Here is a 26,089-nt window from a genome sequence, read left to right on the forward strand (position 1 = left end):
CCGAAACGAGGAAACGGCAAGAAACCGAGGGTTTCCGAGAGGGAGCCGGGCGGATGGACGATCGACATTGAGAAAAGGTGGTGCGGGGAGGGTGCGAGAGAGGAACACGCCGCGTCGCGGGTACAATTCGCCCCAGACCCGGGATGCCCGCCACACCCGCGACACCCGCCGCGACATTCGCGACACCCGCCGCGTCCCCCTCGAAACGCGAACGCCAAGGAGATCAGGCTTGAGCCGCACCGCCGCACCGCCCTCGCCCCTGCCGCCGGCAACGGGCATGCCGGAAGACGCCCCTCACGCCGGCCCCGCGCCCGCAGGCGACGACGCACCGGGCAACGCCGGACAGCAGATCGAGGCACGGGTCTATGCGGCAATCTCGCAAGCGTTGCTCTCGGGCAAGTTGCGCCCGGGCATGCCGTTGCGCGAGCGGAATCTCGCACAGGCTTTCGATTGCACGCGCGGAGCGGTGCGCAAGGTGCTCGCACGACTCGGCTTCGAAGGCAAGCTGGTGCTCGAACCGAACCGCGGCGCGTTCGTGCCGAAACCCTCGCTCGACGACATCCGTCAGACGTATCGCGCGCGTCGCGTGCTGGAAACCGGCGTGATCGCGAGCCTGTGCGGCAACCTCGGCGAAGCGCAACTCGCGGCGCTCGACGCCCATGTCGCGACCGAAGTCCGCTCCCACGCCGACGGCACGCACGAGCGCTCGATTCGCCTCGCGGGGGAATTCCATCTGGTATTGATCGGCATGGCCGGCAGCGCCGAACTCGATGCATTCGCGCGGCAACTGGTCGCCAAGACGGAGCTATACAAGGCGCTGTACGACCCGGCGGAATTCATGCATTGCGCACCGACCGAACACGCCCGGCTCGTCGGCCAGTTGCGCGACGGCAAGACGCAGGCCGCCATCGCGCTGGCCACCGCTCATCTCGACGAACTCGAAACGCGGGTGCTCACGCGCGCGGCCGCGGCAGAGACGCCGGACTTCCGTGCGATCTTTGCCGAAGCCTTTGCCGGTGCGGCGACCTAAATCGGGGTATATTGCGCGTGATCGCGACGGGTCAGCGGCCCGTCTGCCATTTTTGCCCCCGTTTGGCACGTGCCGTTCCAACGCCCGCGAGAAGACTTCAAGAAGCCTCGCCAGGGCCGCGACGACGCGCCTGCCAAGCTGTTACGACGCACGAAGCCCGAAGGAAGCCCATGTCCCATCTGGTAGTCCACGGCGGCCAGCCGCTGCGCGGCCGCATCACCCCCTCCGCCAACAAGAATGCCGTTCTCCCGGTGCTGTGCGCCACGCTGCTGACCGATCAGCCCGTGCGCCTCGTCGGGGTGCCCGAGATCACCGACGTTCGCAAGATCCTCGACATCTTCCGGCAACTCGGCAGCGACGTGAGCGTCGACTTCGACGCGGGCATTCTCGACGTACATCACCTGAACACGAAGTTCGACCCGCGCACCGACCATCTGCCCGAAGAGATGCGCTCATCGATCATGCTGGTGCCGCCGCTGCTCGCGCGCTTCGGTGTTGCGCGCATCGAAGACAACATCAAGGGCTGCACCCTCGGCGTGCGCGAGATCGATCCCCACATCGAAGTGCTGCGCCATTTCGGCGGACGTGTCGAGCGCACTTCCGGCTCCTTGCTGATCCATGCCGACGAAGCGCGCCCCGCCATCCACCACTGGCTGGATTACGCCTCGGTGACCACCACGGAGAACTTCGTGCTGTGCGCGGCGACCGCCAACGGGCGTTCGCAGTTGAACAACGCCGCATCGGAGCCGCATGTGCAGGAGTTTTGCCGCTTCATGCAGATGCTCGGCGTGCCGATCGAAGGCGTGGGCACGTCGCAGCTCGCCATCGAAGGGGTCGAGCGCTTCGGCGGTGGCGAATTCCGCTTCGCCGAAGACTTCCACGAAATCACGACATTCCTGGCGCTCGGCGCGATCACCGGCGGCGAGATCACGGTCAAGAACTCGGCGCCCGAGCAATTCCCGCTGATCGACCGCACCTTCGCGAAGTTCGGCGTCAAGGTCGAACACCGCGACGGCTGGTCGACGGCGACCGCGCAGGGCAAGCTCAAGGTGCAAACGCCGTTCACGCAGAACATTCTGACGAAGGTGGAAGCCGCACCGTGGCCGTATTTCCCGGTGGACCTGTTGCCGATCTTCATCGCGCTGGGTGTGAAAGCCGAGGGCAGCGCCATGTTCTGGAACAAGGTATATGACGGCGCCATGGGCTGGTCGACGGAACTGTCGAAGTTCGGCGCGCACGTGTTCCAGTCCGATCCGCATCGTCTGATTACGTTCGGCGGCGTGCCGCTCTCGCCCGCAGTGGTCGAGAGCCCGTACATCATCCGCGTGGCGATCGCCTTGCTGATGGTGGCCGCCAGCATCGACGGCCAGTCGACCATCAAGAACGCGCAGCCGATCCGCCGCGCGCATCCGCACTTCGTCGAAAACCTGTGCTCGGTCGGCGCGAACGTCGTCTGGACGACGCCGGAGTAAGCCACCCGGGCCGAGGCAGCCCCGCCGAAGCCGTACCCCGGCGGCCCCCCCCGGGGGGGGCCGGGCTCGCGTTGCGGTACGCGCCAGCGGCGAACGACCCCCCGATCGCCCACGCGCCGGTCGTCGCCGCGGCGAACCCGACGGTTGACCTTACCCGAGCCGGCCCGGCGAGCGAGGTCCTCGCCTTTGCCCGACGGCATCCGGTGTTTGCCCGACGGTAAATTATTTCCCGCATGCCGGCATTCGCACCGGTTCGACGCGGCACCGCCGGGGGAATGTGAAAGAATGGCGACCATCATGAGCGATCGTTACCTGCCCCCGCAGTCGTTTGCCGCCCCCGCCACGACATCTCCCGGTCCGGCCGGCGCATGGCCCGCGTCGCCGCATGCCCGTCAGTTATCGGGTGTGCGCGTGCTTGTGGTCGACGACAATCAGGAAGACCGTATGCTGCTCATGGACTTCCTCAGCCAGCAAGGCTGCCGGGTCTATATCGCGCAAGACGGGCGCGACGGCTACACCAAGGCGCGCACGGTACAGCCCGACCTGATCCTGATGGACATCCGCATGCCGGTCTGCGACGGCCTCGGCGCGTGCCGCCTGCTCAAGGCGGACCCCGGCACCCGCCACATCCCGCTCATCTTTCTGACCGCCGCCGCCCTGCCCGGCGAACGCGTGGCCGGGCTCACGGCAGGCGCCGTCGACTATGTCACCAAGCCCTACGACTTCGAAGAAGTGCGGCTGCGTCTTTCCATCCATCTGAAAGCGAGCGCGCCGGGCGACGGCAACAAGCTCGCCCCGCTGCCCGTGCAGGCGCATACGCTCGACGCCGTACTGTTTCGCGCCACGCGTGCGCTGCTGCTCGACCAGTTGAGCACGACGCCCGAACTCGCCGGACTGGCGAGCGCGGTCGGCACGAACACCCGCCGTCTCAATCTTGCGTTCCGGCGCTGTGTCGGCGTGACGGTGTTCGACTTTCTTCGCGAAGAACGCATGAAGGAAGCGCGACGCCTGCTCTCGGAGACGTCGCTCGACGTGCGGGACATCGCCGGGGCCGTCGGCTTCGCCAGCGCCGCCAATTTCGCTACGGCCTTTCGCGAGCGCTTCGGCATGCCGCCCAGCGGCTTTCGCGAGCAGGGGGCGTCGCCGGATCTCCCCCGAGACCACTCGGGCATGCAGCCTACGTCGCCCACCTCACCCACCTCGCCCACCTCGCCCATTTCGGATACGCCATGACCGATGGCTCATCGGGCCCGACGGTGCACGCACTGCGCCGGACCGGCGCCATCTGGCGCGCGGCTGTCGCACCCGCGCTGCGAGGGCCGGTCGCACGGATTGCGATGATCGCCCTGACCGCACTGATCGGCCTTGTTGCAGCGGCGTTGCCGGCTGCAGCTGGCGTCGCCGCCCCGGTGCCGTCCACCGGACTTTCCACCTCATCGACCTCGCCCATCGATCTCGCCAGCGCGCCCTCGCCTCTCGATCTGGGCACGCAGCTGCGCATGCTCGAAGATCCGACACAGCGCCTCGACGCCGCGCAGGCGCTCGCCGCGCCGGGTTGGCACGAGGTCGCTGCAAGCACGCTCAACGCCGGCTACAGCCGCTCGGCGTTCTGGCTCACGGGCAGCGTTGCGAACCCCGGCGCCACGGCGCTCACGCGCTGGCTGAGCATCGGCATCGTGCGACTGGAAGACGTGCGCTTCTTCGCCATGCCGGCCGGCGCGGCGCAGCCCGCCGTCAGTTGGCGCTCTGGCCATACGGTGCCGCTCGCGCAACATCCGGTCGCGTCCGAAACCGCCGTCTTTCCGATCACGCTCGCGCCGGGCGAGCGTCTGACGTTCCTCGTGCGCGTGCAGACACGCTCGATCGTGAGCCTCGTGCCGCAGATGTGGCGTCCGGACGACTTCCGCATGGCGGAGTCGCATAACGCGATGATTGCCATGCTGCTTGCCGGCTCGATGATCTCCATCGGCCTGTATGCGTTCGTGCTGGGCGTTGCACGCCGCGATCCCGTTTTCGTGCTGCTGGCGCTCACGACCGTCACGCAGGTGGCGCAGGACATGGCGTTTCAGGGGTTCCTGTATCGCTACCTGCTGCCGCAGGGGGGCGAGTTCATCGTGCGCGCGCCGAGTTTCTTCTCGACACTGACGGCCGGGTTCTTCAGCGCGATGCTGATGATTTTCTCGGGCCTGTCGAGCGTGGCGCTGTGGCGCTGGACATACCGTGCGATGGTCGGGCTCATGGGCTTCATGACGCTATGGGTGCTGTTCGGCGATCACCGCGTGGCCGCCTTCACGCATCTGCAGTTGCTCACGGTCTTCAACGTCGTGTGGGTCGTCTCGCTGATCGACGGCTGGCGACGCGGCTTCACCAATGCACGCCTGAGCCTGCTGTCGTTTTCGCCAGGCTGCCTCGTGCTCTTCTGGCGCCTGGCGATCATCAACGGTCTGCTGCCGGAGGACTGGCTGGCCAATACGGCGATGGGCTGGAGCACGAACATCTCCGTGCTGCTCATGCTGACGATCATTGTGGCCGGACGCTCGCGCGAGTTGGTGCGCGAACAGCGCGCCGCGCAGCGCGAGTTGCTGCAAACGCGTCGTGAAGAGCAGGCGCGTCTGGCGAATGCGGTGGACACCCGCACGCGCGAACTGCAAGCCGCGCTCATCGCCGCCGACGAAGCGAACAGCGCGAAGAGCGACTTCCTCGCGCGCATCAGCCACGATCTGCGAACGCCGCTCACGTCGATCATCGGCTTTGCCGATCTCGTGCAGTCCGGCGGTCGCGAAGACGCCGACCGGGGCCGCATCATCCGCCGCAGCGCGCATCACATGCTCGCGATGGTCAACGATCTGATCGAATACGCGGGCGGGGGGGCGGCCGACACCCTGCATGTCGCTCCCGTGTACACGCACGCGTTCATCGACGGCATGGCGCACGAAGGCATGAGTCTCGCGCGCAAGCACGACAACGCCTTTCTGCTCGACGTGCGCACGCCGCTCCCGCCGCTGCTCGCATTCGACGCCAAGCGCGTGCGTCAGGTGCTCGGCAATCTGCTGGACAACGCCGCGAAGTACACCTCGGACGGTGCGATCACGCTGTCGTTGTCCGCCACGCCGGACGCCACGCATGCGGACATCGTGCACCTGCGCTTCGGCGTGGAGGATTCCGGCTGCGGCATCGCGCAAGACGATCTGCCGCGCGTATTCGAGCCGTTCGCCCGGTTCGACCGCGCTCGGCGCCTGCCGGGCGTGGGCCTCGGACTCGCCATCGTCAAACAGTGGATCGAGCGCATGGACGGCGCGATCGCCATCGACAGCACGCTGGACGTCGGCACACGGGTGACGTTCGCGTTACCGGTGCGCGTGGCCCGCGAGGCCGATCTCGTGCCGCAATCGTTCGCCGGCGCCACGCACGCGTTGCCGCCGCTCGACGGCACAGGGCATCACATCTGGCTCGCGGAAGATTCGCCCGAAATCCGGCAATTCCTGCATGACGAACTCGCGAGTCTCGGCTTCTCGGTAAGCACCTTCGGCGACGGTGTGGCGCTCATCGCCGCGCTGGGCGATGCCACGCTGGCGCAACCGGATCTCGTGCTGACCGACCACATGATGCCCGACGCCGACGGCCTCGCCGTGGCGCGCGCCATGCGTCGCCGTTGGCCGGACGTGCCGGTGCTGGCGGTGTCCGCGTCGCCGCAGGCCGTGCTCGGCGCCGAAGCCGGGGGTTACGACGCGTGCCTGCTCAAACCCGTCGAACTCGTCGACCTGCGCAATACGCTCGCGCGTCTGCTCGATCTGCAACGTGGCGACGCCGGCGAGATCCCCGAGGATCCGCAGCGCACGGCGCTTGTGCGGCCGCCGCGCGAATCGCTGGCCGAGGCGCGTCAGCTGATCGCGATGGGCGCGATCACCGACCTCATGGACTGGGCGCGTCACCTGAGCGTGCTGTCGCCGCAATACGAGGGCTTCGCGCATCACGTCCGTCATCTCGCGCAGCGGGGCGATCTCGCGGGGCTCGCGGAGCTGTGCGCGTCGCCCGCGCAATAACGGCGAAGCAAATCCCCGGTCAGTTCGGGGATTTGGCGAAATCGCCCCGTCAGTCCCGCAGCGGCTTGTGCGCGGTCTCGCGTGCGGCGAACAACGCAATGGCCGTGACCGCGAGCGCTGCCGTCACATACAGCGAGACCGAGAGTGTCGTGCCGTACTCCTTGTACAGACTCACGATGATGAGCGGTGCAAAACCACCGCCGAGAATGCCCGCAAGCGTGTAGGCCAGCGACGAACCGGCGTAGCGCACACGTGTCGGGAACTGCTCGGTGACGAAAGCTGCCTGCGGGCCGTACATGACCGCGTGGATCACCAGACCGATCACCACCGACACCACGATCAATGCCGGATTCGACGTATCGAGCAGCACGAAGAAGCCATAGGCCCAGATCACGGCGCACAGCACGCCGAAGCCGTACACGGGACGTCGGCCCAGCTTGTCGGAGAGCGCGCCGAACAGCGGCACGCTCAGGGCATTGAAGGCCGTGCCGACGAGCACGGCGCTCAGCGCCAGCGGCCGCGACAGGTGCAACGTGCCGGTCACGTACGTCAGCGTGAAGACGACCATCAGCGCGTAAAGCACGTCCGAGCCGATACGCGAGCCGCCGGCAATCAGCAGATTGCGCCAGTGGTTGCGAAAGACATCGGCAATCGGCAGGTCCGCCTGACGCTCCGCATGCTGCATCTGCTCGAACATCGGCGTTTCTTCCACGCCACGGCGCACCCACAGACCGAACGCCACGAGCGCGAGACTCAGCAGAAACGGTACGCGCCAGCCCCAGGCAAGGAAGTCGTCCGGCGAAATCGCCAATGTAATGAGCGCGATCAGCCCCGTCGCGAGCAAGGTGCCGAACGACGGGCCGACCTGCGTCCACGACGCGTTCAGTCCGCGTTTGTTCTGATCGCCGTGCTCGACCGAGAGCAGCACGGCCCCGGCCCATTCGCCGCCGAGCGCAACGCCTTGCACGAACCGCAGGGCCACGAGCAGCACAGGACTCCAGATGCCGATCGAAGCGTAGGTCGGCAGCAGCCCCATCAGACCGGTGGTCAGCCCCATCACGACGAGCGTGAGCACCAGCACGGCGCGCCGCCCGATCCTGTCGCCCAGATTACCGAACACGAAGCCGCCGAGCGGGCGCGAGACGTAGCCGACGGCATACGTCGACAACGCCAGGATGGTGCCGGCCAGCGGATCGAGCGACGGAAAGAACAGATGGTTGAAGACCAGTGCAGCGAGCGTGTTGTAGACGGTGAAGTCATACCACTCGAGCGTCGTGCCGACCATGCTGGCGGTCGCGAGACGGCCCTTGTTGGCGCCGTGTTTGCCGCTCACGGCGTGGGCGGCAGTGGACTCGCCGTCGTTGGCGCGGACGTCGCGGGTATTCGAATACGTTGTCATGGGTGTCTCCAGGGGGCCGCAGGGCCGGCCGGCCCTGCGAGTGGGCGGCACGACGTCAGTCGTCGTTGGCACCGAGGCGCCACAGCATGGCGAAGCAGGTCACACCCGCGGCGGGCACGCCGTGCGCGGCGGCAAGTGTCTCGGCTGCGGTGCGTACGGCGTCCGGGTCGGTGCCTTCGATGAGCACGACGGCGTCGGCCGGTGGCAGCGCGGCGTCTTTGGCGGTGAGCGAGACGGAGAGCGCCGGTACGGTGACTTGCAGCGTGGCCCGCACGATGCCGTCGCCCCGCGTCAACTCGTCGAGCTGGGTATCAAGACGCGGGCGGGCCTGCGCAAGCGCCGCCGGCGTGAGCACGAAAGCGGCCAGCACCCCGCCCTGCCCCTCACCGGCTTCGACGTCGAGCGTGCCGACGCGGCGCTGCGTACCCTGCATGCGCGCGAAGTTGCGCAGCGACCATTCGGTCTGATGCTGGAAGGCCTGCGCGTACGGCTCGCTCGTAAAGACGGCGGCGTCCCGGGTGCAATAGAGCGCGAGGTACGGGCGGGCGCAGTCGTGCAGCGCCTTGAAGCGACGCGCGAACCGGAAGCCGGGAATCGCCACTCGCTCCTGCATGTGTTCGCGGTCGTACCAGCGGTTGAAGTCCGCTTCGAAGGCCGGATCGATATTCGTCCAGATACAGAGTTGGGCGCGCGGGGCAATCACAGTCATGGGGCATCCATCGGTTTCGACAATCGGGGGGCGGCCGGGACGACGCCGCGAGGCGTGCGTACGGCTCGACCGTTGCATCGAGTGTGCAAAACGACGGAAAAGGCGTCCAACAAGAAATCAAATTCGCCATGACAGCAAATTCTTATGACTGCCCGAGGGCCGTTGACGGACGGGGCTGCGCCCGGTGCACGGGAGCGCCGGTGCGTCTCAGGCGTCGTTCGCGCCCCAGGCGGGCGCGGTCATCACGGCGGCGGGCGGAATGGCGATGTCGGGTCCCATGTTCAGGGCGAACTCGCTGGCCGTACGTTGCGCGAGACGCGCCACGTTCTCGGCGAGCAGGGCGCCCGTGCGGAATGACCCGACGAGCGGGAGATTGGGGAAGTTGGCATTCACGCGCAGTAAATGCAGGCTGTGCTCGCCGAGTTCTCGCTGGATGATGGCCGGTGGCAGCATCGCCACGCCGAAACCGTCGGCCACCAGTCGAATGATTGCGGCCACCGAGGTCATGCAATTGACCCGCACGGGCCGCTCGGCGGCCACGGAAAACATCCGCTCCAGCGTCTTGTGTGGGCCTGAATTACGCGAAAAGCTCACCAGCGGGTATGCCGCCAGATCGGCCACGTCGAGCGTCTCGCCTTCGAGGTTCAGTTTTGGACTGGCGACCCAACGCATCGGAAACTCGGCCAGCGGCAGGTTCTCCACGCCGGTGCCGTGCTGGATGTCCGTCTGCAAGACGAGATCGAGCGTACCGGCTTCGAGTTGCTTGCACAGATTGATGGTCGTCTCGCTGGTGACCTCGATCTCCAGTTGCGGGTACTCGCGGTGGATGCGTGCGGCGAGATCGGGAAACCAGCTGTGCACGATCGACTCGACCACGCCGATCTTCAGCACTCCCGGCGGCATGTCCGGGTCGCTCAGTTCGCGCTTCATCTCCTGCCCGAGCATGACGATGCGCTCGGCATACGCCAGCGCCTTTTGCCCCGCGGCCGTCAGCGTGACCTCACGGGCGCTGCGGTCGAACAGGCGTACCCCGAAACTTTGCTCCAGCGACGCGATGCGGCTCGACACCCCCGCCTGCGTCGTGTGCAGCCGCTCGGCCGTGAGCCGGAAATTGCGCAGCTTGGCCAGCCAGACGAAAGTTTCCAGAAAACGCAGGTTCATGCGGAGTGACGGACAAGGTTCATGGGAAATAGCCCATTTTAGCGGCAACACAAAGAACGCTACCAAACGCAGATTGCGTTGCCACCGGGGACGTCGCGCGTTACGGCGCCACGTTCCCATCATGTTTCGACACGTTTCGTTTTCGTAACGTTTTCCAACACCTGCAATTTCGCGGCAGCGTCCCACCCCTTACAAATCAAGCAGTTAAGACACTCAAAAGGATTGGCACGGGACTTGCTGAAGAGAGACAACGGCCCGTCGAGGCCGGAGGGCCGAATCTCTGGAGACTGTCATGTCAACCGCCCATTTCCGCCGACCGCACCCGACCGTGGAACTCGCACGCTGTGTGTTCCGGCAGCATTACATCCGCATCATGCAGGCCGAGCATCCCGGCAGCTATGCGGTACTGGTCGACATCTGGCCGATGGACGGCCGGACTTTCAACAGCATCGATCAGGCCAAGCAGGCGGCCATGCTGTTCATTCGCGACATGGAAACCGAGTGAGTCCACGCAAGAGGCACCGGGTACCGCGCCGGGACCTCTGGCGCGGCCAACGAGACGAGACCGAAATGAAACATCACCACACCCGTCACAACGCCGCCGAGCGGCACGCGATGGCCGCATCGATGGCCACATCGACGACTCACCCCGCCCGCGCGGAGCAGACATCGGCCCGTGATGAGCCGGTGGTGCTCGACCCCGCCGGCGATCCCTACGCCCGGGTCGCCGTCGAAGCGTACGCCGGGGCGTGCGCCCAGGAACAGCCGTGGCTGGCCGAAGCGCTGCAACGTCAATACCGGTTGGCGGGCAGCACGCCCTCGAGCGCCGCCGCCGTCTGGCGAACGTTTCACGAGGCGCAGCAACTCGCACGGCAAGGGGATGGCTACGACGAAGCCGCCTGGACACACGTCGCGCTGCACCTTTGTGGCGTGCTTGGGGCGATGAATCTGTAATTGCGGATTTCGGGCGCACTGGCGCACCCACGTTGTCGTCTGGAGACGGATAACGCGGCGCAGCGGGCATTTCTGGCATACTTCGTGCAAAGCAAATTCCCGCAGTTGCCTGGTATCCAATGAGCAAGTCCGCCGCGCCGGCACGACCTTTCCGTCGGCACCTTTTTGCCAAGCTTTTCGGCACACTTATCCTGCTGTTTCCCGCCGCCTCGCTCGTCATACCGCGCGGAGGGAATACGGCTATGTTCCTGACCGTCGCGCTCGGCGCAATCGCGCTGTTCACGAACCGGAAGCCCGGTCAGACGTGCGCCCTCATCAAGGAGAACCTGCACGTCCGGATTCTGATCGTCTCGTTGCTCCTGCCGGTGCTGGCCATCCTGATCGTCGAAGCGCTGCACGGCAACGTCGTGGCCAACACACTCGATTCGCCCGTGCGTTTCCTGCTCGCCATCGTCGTCTTCCTCGGGCTTCGCCGGATCGCCGCCATTCTGCCCCGGTGGGTGGATCTGACGTTCTGCACCGGGGCGATCTGTGCGGCGCTCATGGCGTGGTATTCGACGGCGGACCTGTTTGCCGCCCGCGCGGAAAGCTCGTTTCTGAACCCGATCCATTTCGGCGACATCGCCGTGTTGCTCGGCATTCTGTCCGTCGTATCGATCCACTGGTTCTCGCACGACAAGCCGTGGATCGTCGGTTTGAAAATTCTCGGCGCCGCCTCCGGTTGCTACGCCTCGTGGGCCAGTCAGTCCCGTGGCGGCTGGATCGTGCTGCCGTGCCTGCTCGTCGTCTGGCTCCTCTGGCGCGATCAAGCGTTCAGCAAGGCGCGTCGTGCCGGGATCGCCGTCGTGGCCCTCGCACTGCTCGCGAGCACGTTTTCCTCGCAGGTCGTGCGGGACCGGTTCGAAGCCATTCGCGTGGATCTGGTCAGCCTGTCGGCAGGCAATGCGGATACGTCCACGGGCATCCGGCTCGAACTCTGGAAAGCGGCAGGCACGCTTATCGCGAAACGTCCGCTGCTGGGCTACGGTGCCCATGGCTATCACGACGCCATGCCTGCCATGGCGGCCTCCGGTGAACTGACGCCACAGGCGGCCGAACTCGGCAAGGGCGAGGTCCACAACCAGATTCTGGCGTACGCCGTGGACTATGGGCTGCTCGGCCTTATCAGCATTCTCGGCGTCTACGTCGGTCCGGCGATCTTCTTTATCCGGTCGGCCCGGATCCGGCGCGCTCGCGTGGAGAATCGCGCTGCGCTGATGGGGTTGATGACGGCCGTGTCGTTCGCCGTTTTCGGCCTGACCGTCGAGACATTCAATCTCAAGGTGACCGTCGCCTTCTATGCGACGATGCTGGCCCTGTTTGCCGCGATCGCCTATCCTGTCGACTCTTCAGAAGACGCAACGCCCGCGGGCCGATGAACGCGGCGTTCCCGACATGCTAAGTATCCTGATCCCCACCTGGAACAACCTTCCGTTCCTCAAGCTGTGCATCGATAGCGTTCGCCGTCATTCCGGCGAGGCGCATGAAATACTCGTTCATGTGAACGACGGCAGCGACGGCACGCTGGCATGGGTGCGCGAGCAAGGTCTGCGTTACACGCACAGCAGCGGCAATGTCGGCGTGTGCCTGGCGCTCAACCAGCTCGCGCCGCTCGCCTCGCACGATCAGTTGCTCTTTCTGAACGACGACATGTTCGTCACGCCAGGCTGGGACACGGCACTCGTCGACGCCGCCCGAGCGCTCGACACGCCCATCTACTACCTGTCGTCGGTGATGATCGAGCCGAACGCCGGCGCAAGCAAGCAAGTGGTCTCGAAGGACTTCGGCACCACCGCCGAGACATTCGACGAAGCCGGCCTGCTCGCCTATGCCGCCTCGCTGGGACGCAGCGACGTGAACGGCGTGCCGACTCAGCCCACGCTGGTAAGCCGCAGCCTGTGGCACCTCGTCGGCGGCTACAGCATCGAGTTCGGCCCGGGCATGAGTAGCGACGACGACTTCCTGATGAAGCTGTGGCTGGTCGGATGCCGGACCTTCCGCATCGTCGGCAAGAGCGTCGTCTATCACTTCGGCTGCCGCTCGACCGGGCGCGTCGTGAAAAATCGCGGCAGCCGCGAATTCCTGATGAAGTGGGGGATGACGCAGGCCGAGTTCAAGCGCGACTATCTCGATCTCGCCGGCACGCCTGCGGGCGCCGGTCTCCCGAACGTGCCCACGCCGAGCGGCAGAAGCCGCATCAAGCGCGCGCTGCACGGCAGCAAGCCCTATCCGCTGGAAGATCTCGCGCGTTGGGATACCGGCGTGCCTCGTCATCTGAAGCTGGACTGAGCATCCAGCCTTCCCCTTGAGGGATGTCGGCGGTGGCGTCAGTGCCGTGGGTGACGGATGCGCGCCCACGCGTGTTCAAGACGTTTCACTGCCGGGCTGTCGGGGTGACGCGTCCACCACACTCCCAGCTCCCACACCATTGCCGCCAGTACCGCGATCACCACGAGTGCGCCGATCGTGTACCAGAGTTCACCGAACGAGGTTGTCATCTCGGCCTCCCGAAAAGCCTTCACGGACGACCGGCGGCCGTCCGTGATTGCATTCTAGGCGACGAAAGGCGGCTTGCCCGCCGGGTCTGCCCTAAGGCGCCGGGCAGTCGCCCGGTCAGAGTTGCCCCATGCCGAGCTGCACCACGAGGCTGCTGACCGACACGGCCGCCCACACACCCAGGCCGAGGAGGATCGGTCGCACACCCGTCGAGGCCATCCGGCGCAGGTTCGACGACAGGCCGATAGCGCTCAGGGCGACGATGATAAGAAACTCGGCGGCGTCGTGAATCCACGGTTGCATGGCGGCGGGCACGAGACCGGCAGTGCGGACGCCCGACGCGATCAGGAAGCCGAGAATGAACCACGGGAAGATGCGAGCGAGGCTGAAGTTGCCGGCACCGGCGCGCTTGGCACGGTAGGCGACGATGGCCGCCAGCGTCAGGCAGATCGGAATGATCAGCGTGGCACGGGTGAGTTTGACGATGGTCGCGTAGTCGCCCGCCGCCTTGCTGTAGCTGTAACCCGCCGCCACCACCGACGACGTATCGTTGATCGCCGTGCCCGCCCACATGCCGAACCCGAGGTCCGAGAGGTTCAGCGCATGGCCCAGCACCGGGAACAGCAACACGGCGGCAATGTTGAACAGGAAGATCGTCGAGATGGCGAAGACCGTTTCATGGTCGTCCGGCTTGACGATCGGGGTCACTGCGGCAATAGCCGACCCGCCGCAAATCGCCGTACCCACGCCGATGAGCAGTTTGAGCTTGTCGGGCACGCCGAGCAAACGGCCCAGTCCCCAGGCGGACAGTCCGGCTGCCGTGATCGTCACGGCGGTCACGGCGAGCGATTCCAGCCCCGTGTGCGCCACCTGCGACAGGCTCAGACCGAAGCCGAGCGCGATGATCGACCACTGGAGCACATATTTTGAGGCGAACTTGATGCCCGCTTCGTAGCGCGCGCCGGGCGAGAACAGATTGCGAACGAGAATGCCCAGAAGAATGCCGAATACCGGACCGCCCACGAGCGGCATCTGGCGGCCCAGCAGCAACGCAACGAATGCAATGGCGGTCGAGAGGATCAGACCTGCCCACGGATTGTGCTGATCCGGCACCAGCGTGTCGGGACGGCTGGCCGAGGCGGTCGATGCAGTGTGGGTTTTTGTTGTCATTGCAGGCACTCCTTTCGAATGACTGCAAGTCTAAAAACTCCGCTTCAATAATAAAAATCGTTATATCGGATACAAAATATCCGAAATTCCGATAATTTCAGATGATCGCCGTAAGTCATTGATTCATCGGCGCTTTCCCCCTGGACTCACAAGTGCTGGCCCGGCCCGCTACACTGTCGTGAGCGCCAACACCGATGAACCGTGAAGCATCCACTCACAGGAGACCGCGCCTCATGTCGCAAAGTGCCGACGCCCCCGCTCGCCGTGCCCAGTGGTATTTCGATTTCGCCTCGCCCTTCGCATATCTGCAATTCGAACGCTTCGACACGCTCCCGCGCACGCTCGCCATCGATCTGAAACCCATCGTGCTCGGTGCCATTCTCGTGCACTTGCAGACGCAGGGACCGGCCGAAACGCCGCACAAGCGCATCTTCACTTACCGGATGGCGCAGTTCCGGGCGGAGCAGGACGGCATTGCGTTCAAGATGCCGCCCGTGCATCCGTTCCATCCGATTCGCGTGCTGCGCCTCGCCGTGTCGCTGGGCGCAACTCATGAAGTGGTACGCACGATCTTTCGTTTCATCTGGGCGGAGGGACGCGACGTCACCGACGCGCAGGGCTGGGCAGAGTTGAGCGGGCGTCTGGGCCTGTCGGCCGACGACGCGCTCGCGCGGACCGAAGCGCCGAAGGTCAAGGCGGCATTGCGCGAGAACACCGAGGCAGCGATCGCCACCGGCGTTTTCGGCGTGCCGACGTTTGCCTATGGGGGAGAGTTGTACTGGGGAGACGATGCCACGGCGATGTTCCGCCATTGCCTCGCCCATCCGGAATGGCTGCAATCGCCCGACGTGAAGTGGTTGCAGCAGGTCACTGTCGGTGTGCGACGCGAGCGCTGAGCCGGCTTCCCTCGTCGCGCCGAAGCGCCCTCGACGCCCGATGGGCTACTTGCCCGTGCCGAGGACGAGCGGCAGCGGCACCGCATCGGCCATGGCCGCATACCCCGCGTCGCTCGGATGCGTGCCGTCGCCACTGTCCAGGCGCGGCAACATACGCGTGGGCTGTGACGGGTCGCGCAGCGCGGCATCGAAATCGATCACGCCATCGAACGCGCCGCCGGTGCGCACCCACCGGTTCACGGCCTCTCGCACCGCTTCACGCTCCGGCGGCAGCTTACCCGGCGGGATCGTCGTACCGACGATGCGCACGTTGCGCGCGCGCGCCGCAGCGATCAGCGACTGGTAGCCCGCGATCATCTCGGGCACCGTCACGATCACATGGGGCACGTCGCAATCGAGGCCCGCATGCGGCGCCACATAACCGAAGTTGATGTCGTTGATGCCGATCTGCACGACAACCGTCTTCACGCCCGGTTGCTCCAGCGCGTCGCGGCGAAAACGCGCAATCAGCCGCTCGCCGTAACACGGGGAGTCGTTCAGCAGACGATTGCCGCTGATGCCGAGATTGAGCACGGCGACGTCGCGCCGCCCGGCGCTCTCGAGACGCCGTGCCAGCCCATCCGGCCAGCGGCGATTGGCGTTCAGGGTGCTGCGCATGCCGTCCGTGATCGAATCGCCGATGGCGACAATAGCGTGTGACGGCACTTCCGGCACCACGCTCAGGCCCGCCAGCCACAACGTATTCGTGAATCGCGACGGGAACGACGCCGCCTGTGCGTTATCGACGAAGTCCCCCGCCGCGCTCAAGAACGCCGTTTGCTGGGCAATCTTGTGCCACGTCGTCGGCGTCTTCGATTCGCGCGTGAAGAGGCTCACCGCCAGCGGCGTGCCGGCGCGCACCGCGAACGGCAGCGGGTCGCTCTCCAGCGAGGCCCCCGGTGCGATGCGCGCGCCCGGCTGCGCGCCGAACGTCAGGTTGCGCAGGCTCGCCGCGTCTACTGCCGCGCCACGCAGCGAGACAGCGAGGCTGGCGCGCTCGATGACCAACGGCTGCGAGCCGTAAGCGTTCGAGAAACGTACGCGTACCTCGTTGCCGGAAAGTGTCGGAAAGACGATCTGACGCACGGTGCGCCCACCCACCGCAGGCGCGCGATTGAACGACGGCGCGCCGGGATGTTGCGCCACTGCCTGGGGTGCGGTTGCCCACGCGCCGACGCGTGCGTTCGCCGTGCTCGATGGGTGTGGGGCGCTGACACCACCGGGGGCGTTGGACAAAGTTTGAGCCGCGACCGGCGGCGCGGCAGTGGCCGCCGCCAGCACGGCGGCAACGTTCACGGTGCAACACAGCACGAGACGCAGGACAAGACGCAGAGTGCGATGCATGCGGGGCAAGCCCTCGGCAGCAGGAAACCGGTGATTCGGGAACATCGGGAACATCGGAAGCATCGGAAGCATCGGGACAGCGTCGGCGACATACGCAATGGAGGCAGCAGCCGCCATTGTGCCTGATTGCGGCCGTTGGCAAGGACTTACATTGCCTATCCGGCCGACGGCGTCGATGCACCGGCGCCGGTGCCCCGCCACTCAGCGCGTCGAGATCACGATGGCGACGCGGCGATTCTGGGCGCGTCCCGCCGGCGTGCTGTTATCCGCCACCGGATTGCGCTTGCCTGCACCGATGGTCTGAATGCCCGCGCGCCGCATCCCGGCGTCGACGAGTACCTCGGCCACGGCCTCGGCACGGCGCGCCGAGAGTTGCTCGTTATAGGTGTCGCTGCCGACCGAATCCGTGTAGCCGTAGATGCGCACCGCCTCCAGTCCGACCTTCACCAGCGTGCGACCGATGCGCGAAACCGTCTCGCGCGCCGGGTCGCGCACGACGAACTTGTCGGTGTCGAACAGCACCGTGTCGGACAGGCCGAATTCCCAGCCCTCGTCCGTCTGCGTGAAGCCTTCGGACTTGAGCGCTGCGATTTGCTCGGGCGTGAGGCCGTGCGCCGGCGTGGTCTGACAGCCGGCGAGTGTGCCGGCACCCAGCAGCAGGCAAACGAGCAGGAACATCCGGCGCAGGAATGCCTTGCATTGCAGGCCCGCGTGTGACGTATGCGTGAACGGGAGGATGAAAGCGCCGAGCGGTGCGCGCTCACGTGTGTGATGAGTGCTCAAAACCATTCCCCATTGCAGTGATAAATCCGGTCGTGATATCTGATTGTTGTGAATACAGCGCAGGTGTTGCCCGCCCCCTTATCCCTTGGGGCTTTCCGCAACATGCCAGGTGCCCTGGCCGGCACGCTTGGCCTGATACATCGCCGAGTCCGCGACACGCAGCAGCGTGGAGGCGTTCCCGGCGTGTGTCGGGTACAACGCGATGCCGATGCTCATCGACGTGACGAGTTCGCCGCCGTCCGGCAGCGCGATCGGCTTTTCCATCGACGCGAGCAGGCTCTGCGCGAGCCGCACGGCGTTGGAGGTCTGACGCACCCCCGGCAGCATCACGGCGAACTCGTCTCCCCCGAGACGCGCCACCAGATCGCCTTCGCGCAACGGCTGGCGCAGACGCTGGGCAATCGCCACGAGTACGGCGTCGCCGGCATCGTGACCCAACTGGTCGTTGATGTCCTTGAATCGGTTGCTGTCGAGATACAGCAGCGCGACATGTGTGCCCAGCTCGCCCGCTTCGGCCAGCGCCTGCGCCAGACGCGACTCGAAGTACGCGCGATTCGGCAGCCCCGTGAGCGGATCGTGATTCGCCTGATGGGCAAGCGTCGCGTTCTGCGCCCGAAGGTGGTTCTGCCAGCCCTCGAACTCGTCGAGCAACGCGTTGAAGTCGTCGCCCAGTTCCTTGAACTCGGCGATCGGCGTCGCCGCCACGCGCTGATGGAACGCGCGTTCGCGGCGCACCGCGTGCGCCACTTCCGCCAGCGCCCGCAGCGGCTTGACGATATCGCGGTGCATGCGCTTGGCCAGCAGGTTCGCCACGGCAAAGGTCACCAGCAGACACGCGAGCACACCGCCGATGCCGCTCATGAGGAACACGAAGAACTGCTTGCCCTGCCCCTGCACCTCGATCTGTCCGACGACATTGCCGTCGTGACGAATGGGCAGGGTCACGGGTCCGGGCAACGCAATGTCGGCGACGGCGCGCTCGACTCTCGCCAGCGTGCCGCCGTCGGGGCGCCGCCACATCGCGAACTGCGCATTGCGGGCGTCGAGCACCCGTACCTGCACCACGTCCTCGTCGTTGGCAATGAGCGCAATCGCCTCGTGTGCCGCCACACGGTCGCCGAACACCACGGCCGCTTCGGCCGTATAAGCGAGCGAGCGCCCGACAAGCAGCAGATTGTTTTCAGCGTAGGCGCGTAGCGCGACCCATGCCACGACCGACAGCGAGAGCGCGGCGAGCACGACGGCCGAGACCGCCAGACGTAGGTGCGTGCGTCGCAGTACGCGTTGCAGCGACGGGCGTCGGCGGCGCGCAGGAGGCGGCGGAGGTGCAGTCTGGCCTGCCGGAGGATCGCGCGGATCGCGTGGATTACGCGAATCGTGCAATCCGGGCGCTTCGGGGACTTTGGCGGAAGCTGCGGAGGACACGGCCGATGCCTGCGGCGGCAGTCCGGCAACAGGCGCCCCGTGTCCGGTGGGCGGTGAATGGGCTGGAGGGAATTGGGTTGTCATGGTGTCCCCGGCTTTCGTGCCAGCTTCAGCACGTTCGGGTGGACACGTACGCCGCTGCGCGCGACGGTGTCGAGGTTGATATCGAATGTCACCCGATCGGCATCGACGTTCAGGCAGAACATCGTGCCGAGCGTGCACGAATCGTTACGCTCGCTGATCGTAAGCACGGGGTGACCGGCCAGTGAAGCCAGTACCTGACGGCGCTCGGTGTCGCTCACGGCGCCGAGATACAACGCGTCGCACAACGAACCGATGGCGGGCTCCGTGACGGATTGCCGCTGTGCGTCCACGGGCGGCGCGCTGCCGGACGACGCCGCGCCCGCCGGCGCCGCCAGCAAGTCGCGCGCATAGTCCGTGTTGCCGACCACGCACAGACGCACCCGGGCGGGCGGCACCGGCCAGCGGGTGAAGCTGATGATGCCCAGCACGACTTGCCGAACGTTTGCGTCGCGGGGACTGCCCGTCGATCCGGTGCCGCCGGCCGGCAGTTGTGACGAAGTCTGGGCCAACGCGTCGCCGAGCGTCACCATGCAGAGCGCCAGCCAGCAGAGCAGCAGACGCGCACGCCAAAACGGATCCGTCCGGCAATCGCGCCGCAGGCCCCCTGTCATGCCGTTCGTCTTCGTTCGGACGCTACGCAATGCCGTCTTCCCTGTGTGCCGAGATGTTCCGGGTCGCCGGAACGTCGTCCCCGGCGATGTCGACGCTTCGCGAGTGCCCGGCGCCGGAAACAGGCCGCATGATACCGAAGGGCTTGCCTTTGGGCCATACAGACGGTCGCCGGGCGTTCACCCCCTGTCGTCTCAAGTCCACAGCATGCGCGTTACAGCGCATTTTCGAAACCCCTTCCGACCCCGCGTTTTCCCTTGCCCGCAGGCGCTCGCATCGTGGCAGAATGGTGCTCATAACCGCTTGAAAAACAAAAGGAATCGTGCGATTCGATCGCTCGATTATCGAGATAAAAATCGCGGCGCCAGGGAGGTGTTGCATGAGGTTCCTGAACGCCGGTTCGACCGGCTTTCGGGAGGTGCGGACGTGAACGATCCCGCACCTCGCGGCGTGCCCGACGGGCAGGCCGAACTGAGTCGCGCCGCGCTCGACAGCGCGCCGTATGCCATGTTCGTCTGCACGGACGACGGCATGCTCGAACGCATGAACACGGCCTTCACGAGGCTGACCGGCTACCGGCCCGACGATCTGCTCGGCAAACGCAGCTTCCTCTCCCTGCTCGATCCCTCCGAACTCGCCCGCCGCCGCCTGCCCGCGCTGGCCAGTCTCTCGGCCCGGGAAGCCATGCCGTACGACGGCGAATGGCATCTGCTCACGCACAACCGCAGTTGGCTGCCGATCCGCCTGGCGCTCTCGTGCGTCGAACATGCGCCCGGCGAGCGCCGCTGGGTAGGAATCGTGCTCGACCTCTCGCGGCAGGTGCAGGTGGCGTCGCGCCTGTGGTACGTGACCCATCACGACCCGGTCACGAACCTGCCTAACCAGACCTTGCTCAACGAGCGGCTCGAACTCGCGATCCACCGGTGTGCGCATCAGGGTGCCGGGATGACAGTGTTGCTCGTGGAACTCGATCACCTGCGCATGCTGCGCAGCACGTTCGGCGCGCCGACCGCCGAACTGGCCTTGCGCATCGCCGCCGAACGTCTGCGCGAAGCGAGCGGCCCCGAAGACGCCCTCGCCTGCCTTGGCGGCAGCCAGTTCGTCATCGTCACCAACGAGACGGGCGACGGCGCGCGTTTGCTGGCTTCACGGATTCAGACACGCCTTGCCCAGTGGGCCGACGTCGATCAGGGCCCGGTAGCGCTCGACGCCAGCATCGGCGCCGTGAGCTATCCGGATCATGGCAATACGCCGGAGACCTTGCTGCGACGCGCACACGTCGCGCTCGGCATCGCCAGCGCCGCCGGGGGCGGCATGCGCTTTTTCAGCAGCGAGATGGACGCGCACGCGCGGCGCCGCAACGAACTGGAAGGGTCGTTGCGCGTCGCCGTGCACGAGCAGGCCCATTCGCAATTGCATCTCGTCTATCAGCCTCAGGTCACGCTCGCGACCGGCGAGATTCACCACGCGGAAACACTCCTGCGCTGGCGTCATCCGGCGCTAGGCGCGGTCGGCCCTGCCGAATTCGTGCCGATTGCCGAGACGTCGGGCCTCATCGTGCCGCTGGGCGAGTGGGTGATGCAGACCGCGTGCCGCGAAGCGAGCCGGTTGCTGCGGCGCTGCGGCCATTTGCCGCGTATTTCGGTGAATGTCTGCGCACAGCAGTTCGCCCGGCAGGATGTCGTGGGCATGGTGGAGCGGGCGCTGAACGTCAATGCGCTGGAGCCGCGCCACCTTGAAATCGAGATCACGGAAACGGTGCTGCTGGGCGACGCCAGCGCCGCCGTAGGCAGTCTGCGCTCGCTGCACGACATGGGCGTGGAGATCGCCGTGGACGACTTCGGCACCGGCTACGCGAGCCTGGCCTACCTCACCCGCTTCCCGGTGCACCGGCTCAAGATCGACCAGAGCTTCGTGCGCGACATGCTCACGCATGCGCCCAGCCATGCCATCGTGAGCGCCGTCATCGCCATGGCACATTCGCTCGGATTACGGGTGACGGCAGAGGGTGTGGAGACCCGGGCGCAGGCGCAGCGGCTCACCGAACTGGGCTGCGACGAGGCACAGGGGTTCTGGTTCGCGCGTCCCGTCGACGCGCGGGGCTTCTATCACATCGTCGCGCCGTTGGGCAGCGGTGCGCGGCGCTGAAAGCGCGGTCAAAGGATGACGAAGGCTGTCGCGGAAATTCGTGCGTCCGGCCCCGCCTTTTTCGCCGGCATCGCATGTCAAGACTCGCGCACGACTTTAGAACGCGGTATGGTACGTCGCGAAGGGATTCCCCCGAACGACGTTGCAACGAGGAATAACGCCATGAAAACCAAAGCCGCCATTGCCTGGGAAGCGGGCAAACCCCTGACCATCGAAGAAGTCGATCTGGAAGGGCCGCGCGCCGGCGAGGTGCTGATCGAGGTCAAGGCCACCGGCATCTGCCATACGGACTACTACACGCTCTCGGGCGCGGACCCGGAAGGCATCTTCCCCGCCATCCTCGGCCATGAAGGCGCGGGCGTGATCGTGGACGTCGGCCCCGGTGTCACCACGCTCAAGAAGGACGACCACGTCATTCCGCTGTACACGCCCGAATGCCGCCAGTGCAAGTTCTGCCTGTCGCGCAAGACCAATCTTTGTCAGGCAATCCGCAGCACGCAGGGCCGCGGCCTGATGCCGGACGCCACATCGCGCTTCTCGCTCGACGGCAAGCCCATCTTCCACTACATGGGCACGTCCACCTTCTCGAACTACATCGTCGTGCCGGAAATCGCCGTCGCGAAGGTGCGCTCCGACGCGCCGTTCGACAAGGTCTGCTACATCGGGTGCGGTGTTACGACAGGCGTTGGCGCCGTCGTCTACTCGGCGAAGGTCGAAGCGGGCGCGAACGTCGTCGTCTTCGGGTTCGGCGGTATCGGCCTGAACGTCATTCAAGGGGCCAGGATGGTCGGCGCCGACAAGATCATCGGCGTCGACATCAATCCGGGGCGCGTGGAACTGGCGAAGAAGTTCGGCATGACGCACTTCATCAATCCGAAGGAAGTCGAGAACGTCGTGGACACCATCGTGCAACTGACCGACGGCGGGGCCGACTACTCGTTCGAGTGCATCGGCAACGTCACGACCATGCGTCAGGCGCTGGAGTGCTGCCACAAGGGCTGGGGCCAGTCGTTCATCATCGGTGTGGCCGCGGCAGGCCAGGAAATCAGCACGCGCCCGTTCCAACTGGTGACGGGCCGCGAGTGGAAAGGATCCGCGTTCGGCGGTGCACGCGGCCGGACCGACGTGCCGAAGATCGTCGACTGGTACATGGAAGGCAAGATCAACATCGACGACCTCATCACGCACACGCTGCGCCTCGACCAGATCAACGAAGGTTTCGATCTGATGAAGCGCGGCGAGTCGATCCGCTCCGTCGTGTTGTACTGATCGTCATCGCGCGATGTGAGCGCGACGTGAGTGTGACGATGGCGGCGGCGATGTGCTTTTTCGACGAGCATGTCGCCGCCGTTGCCGTTTCCGAAAGGGCGGGCAATGGCGGGGCATCGGGCCTGCACGGGCCGCCAGCCGGCGGCAATCGAGCCACTTGCCACAACAGGGAGACGAACATGAACAAACGAACCTTGCCGCGCCTTCTCGCGGGCACGGCGATGCTCACGACGCTTGCGGCGGTGCACGGCGTGGCATCGGCGCAGTCGGGCCAGGCAATCGTCAATTCGTCGGCCAATGTGCGGGCAGGCCCAGCCAGCGACTACCCGGTCGTGGCGCAGGCAGCGGCGGGCATGCCCGTGACGGTCTACGGCTGTATCTCCGGGTATTCGTGGTGCGACATCGGTTTGCCGGGCACACGGGGATGGATATACGCCGGGTTGCTCAGTTATCCGTATCAGGGCAATCCGGTGCCTGTACTCAATTACGGAACGGTGATCGGATTACCGATCATCACCTTCTCGATCGGCACGTACTGGGGCAGCTATTACCGCAATCGCCCGTGGTACCACGACCAGCGCTATTGGCATCGTCCGCCGCCAGGGCCGAGGCCGCCGCACTGGGGTCCGGGTCCCACGCCGCGCCCTCCGGGCGGTCACTACCCCGGCAATCGACCGCGTCCACCGGGTCACGGAGCCGGTCCGGGACCGAAGCCTCCGGGGCATGGGGCGGGTCCGGGTCCGCGTCCGCCGGGCCATGGCGGGGGATCGGGCTCACGTCCGCCGGGCGGGGGCGGAGGGGGTCATGGAGGCAACCATGGCGGGGGTCATGGTGGCGGAGGCCGTCCGCCGGGCGGGGGGCCGGGAGGACCGAACCGATAGTATGGGTTCGGGCAAATGCAGCGCGCAGGCTATCGGCCCCCTGACGGCGCGGCTTTCAGACGGAGCACCGTCAGGGTACCGGTATCGAACGCGACACCATCAATTCAGCATCCACTGCACGCCCTTCGGCAAAAACGCTTAAAATGTGAGCAATTCCGGCCAGGCGGAGGTGCCGAACTGGCGCCGATGGCCGGACCGCAGGACAGCGAGCCCTTGCACACACGGCGTCATCCGGCGTCGACGTGCATCCAACGTTACAGACCCTTCAGCAGACCTATCTCCGGCGTACCGACGCGCAAATCGCGGCGGTCACGACCGTCCGGCAGGATCCTCGGTAAGTCTCGATCGTGTTCGTCCCCGCCCGGTGTGTCCAACGGCACGCCGTGGCATGCCTATCGCCTTGGCGCCTTGCCACCTTGCCGTCGATACGCGGAACGCGCTCTGCGCGCCAGCCGACGACGGCCTGCTGCCTTTGTCCGACCGGTGGTGGCACGCACGGGCGGCGCCGGCCGGCGTTAGCGCATCGACGTGGTTCGTCAAACCCTGTGGCTGTCCGCCACGCATGGGAACGAGCGGCCACAAGCCCGGGGTGCCCTTGCAGCCAGGCCGCGGGACACGTCTCCCGTGGATTCCCCGACGGCCCGCGCCCGACCAACCTCACGCGTGCGCCACGGATACACGTTGCAGGAACCATTTGCAGGCAATGAGTCTTTTCCGAACCAAAAACATCGAGAACATGCTGGCCGCCGGGCGTACCGGCAGTCTCAAGAAAGTGCTGGGCCCCGTCGACCTCGTCCTCATGGGCATCGGCGCCATCATCGGCACCGGCATTTTCGTGCTCACCGGCACTGGCGCGCTGACCGCCGGCCCGGCGCTCACCCTGTCCTTCGTCATCGCGGCCATGGCCTGCGGCTTCGCCGCGCTGTGCTATGCGGAATTCGCTTCGACCATCCCCGTCTCCGGCTCCATCTATACATACAGCTACGCCACCCTTGGCGAAATCGTCGCGTGGATCATCGGCTGGGACCTGATGCTCGAATACGGACTCGCGTCCTCCGCCGTATCCGTGGGCTGGTCGGGCTACTTCCAGTCGCTCGCCGCGGGGTTCGGGCTGCATCTGCCCGCCGCAATCACTGCCGCGCCCGGCAGTGTGCCCGGCGTCACGACCTTCATCAACCTGCCCGCCGTCGCCATCATGCTGCTCATCACCTGGGTGCTCTCGTATGGCGTACGCGAGTCGGCGCGCATCAACAACCTGATGGTGGCGATCAAGATCGGTGTGGTTCTGCTGTTCATCGCCGTGGGCGTCTGGCACGTCAAGCCTGCCAACTGGACGCCGTTCATGCCCTTCGGCACCAGCGGCCTGTTCAATGCCGCGGCGCTCGTTTTCTTTGCGTTCATCGGTTTCGACGCCGTGACCTCCGCCGCCGAAGAAGTCCGCAATCCGGCGCGCGATCTGCCCATCGGTATCATCGGCTCGCTCATCGTCTGCACGTTGCTGTACGTGACGGTGGCCGCGATCATGACCGGCATCGTCCCCTTCGCACAGTTCGCCGGTGTGGATCACCCCGTGTCGCTGGCGTTGCAGTACGCCGGTCAGAACTGGGTGGCGGGCTTCGTCGATCTTGGCGCGATCCTCGGCATGACCACCGTCATCCTCGTGATGACGTACGGCCAGACACGCATCACCTACGCCATGTCGCGCGACGGCCTGCTCCCGCCGCTGCTCTCGCGCATCCATCCCACGCACAAGACGCCGTTCGCGGGCACGTGGATCATTGGCGTGGTGTTCGCCGTCATCGCGGGCTTCGTGCCGCTGGACGTGCTCGCCGAACTGATCAACATCGGCACCCTGTCGGCATTCGCGCTCGTGTCGGTCGCCGTCCTCGTGCTGCGCCGCACGCGTCCCGACCTGCCGCGCGCCTTCCGCGTGCCCGGTGCGCCGGTCGTGCCGCTCATCTCGGCGGGCCTGTGCCTGTTCCTGATGGCGCACCTGCAAGCGGCCACCTGGATCGCGTTCGTGATCTGGCTGGCCATCGGCATGGGGATCTACTTCACCTACGCCCGCCGCAACGCCCTGCTGCACAAGCAAGGCGACACGCCGCGCGCCTGACGCGGATCGTCGTCCCGCGCTCGAT

General features: G+C 66.0%; 21 protein-coding genes and 2 pseudogenes. 14 read left to right on the forward strand and 9 right to left on the reverse strand.

Going from position 1 to position 26,089, the window contains the following annotated elements:
- Window positions 1-229 precede the first annotated feature (229 nt).
- The 5 genes and pseudogenes from AB870_RS18915 to AB870_RS27565 all read left to right on the forward strand — a co-directional run.
- Window positions 230-1,030 (forward strand): GntR family transcriptional regulator, encoded by an 801-nt coding sequence (locus tag AB870_RS18915; protein WP_237169988.1) that lies wholly within the window; start codon window positions 230-232, stop codon window positions 1,028-1,030.
- Window positions 1,031-1,200: 170 nt separating this feature from the next.
- Window positions 1,201-2,502: a UDP-N-acetylglucosamine 1-carboxyvinyltransferase gene (locus AB870_RS18920; RefSeq protein WP_047905882.1), complete on the forward strand. Its 1,302-nt coding sequence runs from the start codon at window positions 1,201-1,203 to the stop codon at window positions 2,500-2,502.
- A gap of 444 nt (window positions 2,503-2,946) precedes the next feature.
- On the forward strand, window positions 2,947-3,735 hold the full coding sequence (locus AB870_RS18925; RefSeq protein WP_237170144.1) for a response regulator transcription factor: 789 nt from the start codon (window positions 2,947-2,949) through the stop codon (window positions 3,733-3,735).
- A gap of 266 nt (window positions 3,736-4,001) precedes the next feature.
- Window positions 4,002-5,801 (forward strand): annotated as a pseudogene (locus AB870_RS27560) (sensor histidine kinase); the annotation flags it as partial.
- 204 nt (window positions 5,802-6,005) lie between these two features.
- Window positions 6,006-6,545, forward strand: a pseudogene (locus tag AB870_RS27565) (response regulator); the annotation flags it as partial.
- Window positions 6,546-6,594: 49 nt separating this feature from the next.
- Here the strand turns inward: AB870_RS27565 and AB870_RS18935 are convergent.
- The 3 genes from AB870_RS18935 to AB870_RS18945 all read right to left on the reverse strand — a co-directional run bounded on the left by AB870_RS18935 (window position 6,595) and on the right by AB870_RS18945 (window position 9,814).
- The gene (locus AB870_RS18935; RefSeq protein WP_084663881.1) at window positions 6,595-7,944 is read right to left on the reverse strand and encodes an MFS transporter; all 1,350 of its coding nucleotides are present in this window, start codon (window positions 7,942-7,944) and stop codon (window positions 6,595-6,597) included.
- A 55-nt stretch (window positions 7,945-7,999) separates the two neighbouring features.
- On the reverse strand, window positions 8,000-8,653 hold the full coding sequence (locus AB870_RS18940) for a DUF4286 family protein (protein ID WP_047905883.1): 654 nt from the start codon (window positions 8,651-8,653) through the stop codon (window positions 8,000-8,002).
- Window positions 8,654-8,860: 207 nt separating this feature from the next.
- Entirely contained in the window at window positions 8,861-9,814 is a 954-nt protein-coding gene (locus tag AB870_RS18945) for a LysR family transcriptional regulator (protein ID WP_047905884.1), read from the reverse strand.
- A gap of 292 nt (window positions 9,815-10,106) precedes the next feature.
- On the opposite strand from AB870_RS18945, the gene AB870_RS18950 reads away from it, so the two are divergent.
- The 4 genes from AB870_RS18950 (at window position 10,107) to AB870_RS18965 (ending at window position 13,096) form a co-directional block, all read left to right on the forward strand.
- Window positions 10,107-10,319 carry a hypothetical protein gene (locus AB870_RS18950; protein WP_064674872.1) on the forward strand — a complete coding sequence of 71 codons (213 nt, stop codon included), beginning with the start codon at window positions 10,107-10,109 and terminating at the stop codon, window positions 10,317-10,319.
- Window positions 10,320-10,384: 65 nt separating this feature from the next.
- Window positions 10,385-10,768 (forward strand): hypothetical protein, encoded by a 384-nt coding sequence (locus AB870_RS18955; RefSeq protein WP_053059438.1) that lies wholly within the window; start codon window positions 10,385-10,387, stop codon window positions 10,766-10,768.
- 242 nt (window positions 10,769-11,010) lie between these two features.
- Window positions 11,011-12,186 carry an O-antigen ligase family protein gene (locus tag AB870_RS18960; RefSeq protein ID WP_071386897.1) on the forward strand — a complete coding sequence of 392 codons (1,176 nt, stop codon included), beginning with the start codon at window positions 11,011-11,013 and terminating at the stop codon, window positions 12,184-12,186.
- A 16-nt stretch (window positions 12,187-12,202) separates the two neighbouring features.
- A complete protein-coding gene (locus AB870_RS18965) occupies window positions 12,203-13,096 on the forward strand; it encodes a glycosyltransferase family 2 protein (RefSeq protein ID WP_047905886.1) in 894 nt (297 codons plus the stop codon).
- 38 nt (window positions 13,097-13,134) lie between these two features.
- Here AB870_RS18965 and AB870_RS26470 read toward each other — a convergent pair whose 3' ends face one another.
- Both AB870_RS26470 and AB870_RS18970 read right to left on the reverse strand, forming a co-directional pair.
- Window positions 13,135-13,305, reverse strand: a complete 171-nt coding sequence (locus AB870_RS26470; RefSeq protein WP_157112384.1) for a hypothetical protein — start codon at window positions 13,303-13,305, stop codon at window positions 13,135-13,137.
- 115 nt (window positions 13,306-13,420) lie between these two features.
- Window positions 13,421-14,473: a YeiH family protein gene (locus tag AB870_RS18970; RefSeq protein ID WP_047905887.1), complete on the reverse strand. Its 1,053-nt coding sequence runs from the start codon at window positions 14,471-14,473 to the stop codon at window positions 13,421-13,423.
- A 233-nt stretch (window positions 14,474-14,706) separates the two neighbouring features.
- On the opposite strand from AB870_RS18970, the gene AB870_RS18975 reads away from it, so the two are divergent.
- On the forward strand, window positions 14,707-15,369 hold the full coding sequence (locus tag AB870_RS18975; protein WP_047905888.1) for a 2-hydroxychromene-2-carboxylate isomerase: 663 nt from the start codon (window positions 14,707-14,709) through the stop codon (window positions 15,367-15,369).
- A gap of 45 nt (window positions 15,370-15,414) precedes the next feature.
- Here AB870_RS18975 and AB870_RS18980 read toward each other — a convergent pair whose 3' ends face one another.
- The 4 genes from AB870_RS18980 to yfiR all read right to left on the reverse strand — a co-directional run bounded on the left by AB870_RS18980 (window position 15,415) and on the right by yfiR (window position 19,655).
- A complete protein-coding gene (locus AB870_RS18980; protein WP_084664213.1) occupies window positions 15,415-16,752 on the reverse strand; it encodes an SGNH/GDSL hydrolase family protein in 1,338 nt (445 codons plus the stop codon).
- A 201-nt stretch (window positions 16,753-16,953) separates the two neighbouring features.
- A complete protein-coding gene (gene yfiB / locus AB870_RS18985) occupies window positions 16,954-17,535 on the reverse strand; it encodes an outer membrane lipoprotein YfiB (protein ID WP_237169989.1) in 582 nt (193 codons plus the stop codon).
- Between the two features lie 78 nt (window positions 17,536-17,613).
- Complete coding sequence (gene dgcN / locus AB870_RS18990; RefSeq protein ID WP_237170145.1) at window positions 17,614-18,825, reverse strand: diguanylate cyclase DgcN/YfiN; 1,212 nt, start codon at window positions 18,823-18,825, stop codon at window positions 17,614-17,616.
- 215 nt (window positions 18,826-19,040) lie between these two features.
- A complete protein-coding gene (gene yfiR / locus AB870_RS18995) occupies window positions 19,041-19,655 on the reverse strand; it encodes a regulatory sequestration protein YfiR (RefSeq protein WP_084663885.1) in 615 nt (204 codons plus the stop codon).
- Between the two features lie 424 nt (window positions 19,656-20,079).
- Here yfiR and AB870_RS19000 point away from each other — a divergent pair, with 424 nt between their 5' ends.
- The 4 genes from AB870_RS19000 to AB870_RS19015 all read left to right on the forward strand — a co-directional run bounded on the left by AB870_RS19000 (window position 20,080) and on the right by AB870_RS19015 (window position 26,064).
- Window positions 20,080-21,801 carry a putative bifunctional diguanylate cyclase/phosphodiesterase gene (locus tag AB870_RS19000; protein ID WP_047908433.1) on the forward strand — a complete coding sequence of 574 codons (1,722 nt, stop codon included), beginning with the start codon at window positions 20,080-20,082 and terminating at the stop codon, window positions 21,799-21,801.
- A gap of 162 nt (window positions 21,802-21,963) precedes the next feature.
- Complete coding sequence (locus AB870_RS19005; protein WP_047905890.1) at window positions 21,964-23,070, forward strand: S-(hydroxymethyl)glutathione dehydrogenase/class III alcohol dehydrogenase; 1,107 nt, start codon at window positions 21,964-21,966, stop codon at window positions 23,068-23,070.
- 179 nt (window positions 23,071-23,249) lie between these two features.
- Window positions 23,250-23,951 (forward strand): SH3 domain-containing protein, encoded by a 702-nt coding sequence (locus AB870_RS25720; RefSeq protein ID WP_064674932.1) that lies wholly within the window; start codon window positions 23,250-23,252, stop codon window positions 23,949-23,951.
- Window positions 23,952-24,654: 703 nt separating this feature from the next.
- Window positions 24,655-26,064, forward strand: coding sequence for an amino acid permease (locus AB870_RS19015; protein ID WP_047905891.1), 1,410 nt, complete (start codon window positions 24,655-24,657; stop codon window positions 26,062-26,064).
- The last annotated feature ends 25 nt before the right edge of the window (window positions 26,065-26,089 follow it).

The organism is Pandoraea faecigallinarum, assembly GCF_001029105.3.
GTDB classification, from domain to species: Bacteria; Pseudomonadota; Gammaproteobacteria; order Burkholderiales; family Burkholderiaceae; genus Pandoraea; species Pandoraea faecigallinarum.